This window comes from Klebsiella sp. A-Nf5 (assembly GCF_002810545.1).
Taxonomy (GTDB): domain Bacteria; phylum Pseudomonadota; class Gammaproteobacteria; order Enterobacterales; family Enterobacteriaceae; genus Klebsiella; species Klebsiella variicola.
Map to the genome: position 1 here is coordinate 1 of NZ_PIOG01000128.1, position 1,666 is coordinate 1,666.

The 1,666-nt window shown below is 40.8% G+C and carries 1 protein-coding gene and 1 pseudogene; one reads left to right on the top strand and one right to left on the bottom strand.

Annotation, left to right across the window (positions count from 1 at the left end; translation table 11 throughout):
- Nucleotides 1–413: 413 nt before the first annotated feature.
- Nucleotides 414–1,376 carry an Abi family protein gene (locus tag CWM53_RS12535; protein ID WP_096835037.1) on the top strand — a complete coding sequence of 321 codons (963 nt, stop codon included), beginning with the start codon at nt 414–416 and terminating at the stop codon, nt 1,374–1,376.
- Between the two features lie 158 nt (nt 1,377–1,534).
- Here the strand turns inward: CWM53_RS12535 and CWM53_RS12540 are convergent.
- A pseudogene (locus CWM53_RS12540) lies at nt 1,535–1,666 on the bottom strand (phage integrase family protein); the annotation flags it as partial.

Here is a 1,666-nt window from a genome sequence, read left to right on the forward strand (position 1 = left end):
TTCTATTAACTGTAGCCTTGAAAAAGCCATTCGTGTTACGCCTGGTGCAGGGATAATCTGTCGATCGACGGCTCGGTCGGCTAGTAGAACTTACAACTCTCTCCATGACGAAACACCTGCGCCAGCTTGGACACAGAGATAATTCTGTCCAGTTTTGCTATAGTAGTAGGGAACAAGACGGTCAGTTTTCAAGTTGATAGTTTTAACGATGCTTAACAAGCTGTGCTTGTCACCGATCAGCGCAGAAGAATGGTGGATTTGTGTTGACATCTTTTTCCAGGCTAGCTATAGTTACTTTACCAACACCCGCGGTGGTTTAGCAGTATTCAGCTAAGCAATCAGCGGGTTTTTTCTTGCCTAAATTAAGCTAACCTGCTAAAAAAACGCAATAAAAACTTATCCTGGTTTTCGGAATGAACGTCTATACCAAGCCTTTTGTTTCCCCCCACGACCTCATACACACGCACCTCATACCAAAAGGTGTAACTTTCTCAGCACCATACGGTGTTGTCGAAGCAGAAGAGTATCTCTCCCGTATCAACTGGTATCGGTTTAAGTCATATATGCACCCTTTTTTAGCGACCGGAACAAAAAACTACATACCCGGCACCACGTTTACACAAAGTGTTGAACTCTATTATTTTGACTGCGAGCTGCGTGAGTTTTGTAATAAATATATCTTGCGCATAGAAGTAAAAGCCAAAACTATACTTGATCAGGTTATCACGTCATTTACAAATGACCCGTTCTGGTATCTTAATGACGATTACTTTAAGGATACAGAGAAGTTACCCATCTTAAGGAAGAAGATCTCTGATGATTTACATTACTCCAAGATGGAGTTTGCACGATATTATAAAGACAACTATATCAGCCCAAAAGAGTCATGGCGCTCAGCTCCTCCTTTCTGGCTTGCGACGGAACTAATGAGTTTTGACGCATTTGTTAAGTTTGCTGAAGCATTAGACTCCAATAAATTTATGCATTCCGGAACGAATAAGCTTGGAGATGCTGCAAAAAAAATGAATGCCAAAAATTACAAAGAAATGATCTCTTGGCTACTAGCGATAAAAGAACTCCGAAACAGAGCATCACATAACTCAAGGACTTGGAACAGTAACTATCGTTTGCCATCTGGATTTGTCAGTACTAATAATGTATTAGTTTCCGGTTCCTACCTTACTATCCCACCAAGCAAAACGAACAAGATTTATCTGATACTTGCCACTATAAAATTAATTTCTGACAATGTTATTAAGCAACAAAATCAGTTTTCTGCTGAATTGCAGGCACTAATTAATAAATATCATAACCATAGTTACATTTTATCCGGAATGGGATTCCCCTCAAACTGGACAACCGATCCATTATGGTAACTTGACGTTTAATTAATGTCGTCAGAGGCCGCTCCAGCGGCCTATTTTGTACCACTCATTTGTTTTTGTTCAGAAACAAGTTTCGATAAAAGAAGAGGTTTAACAAACCAGCAGGGTGTATCAGCAAGTCACTATTGGGTTTATATAAATGCCTGCACCTAAACTTTCCCTTTCAGCATGGCTACCGCATCAGCTTCGGGCATCTGAAACTGAACTCGATGCCGCGCAGCAACATCAAGTGCGAACACCTTCGTATAGACCTCCGTCGAGCTAATCGATTTGTGTCCCAT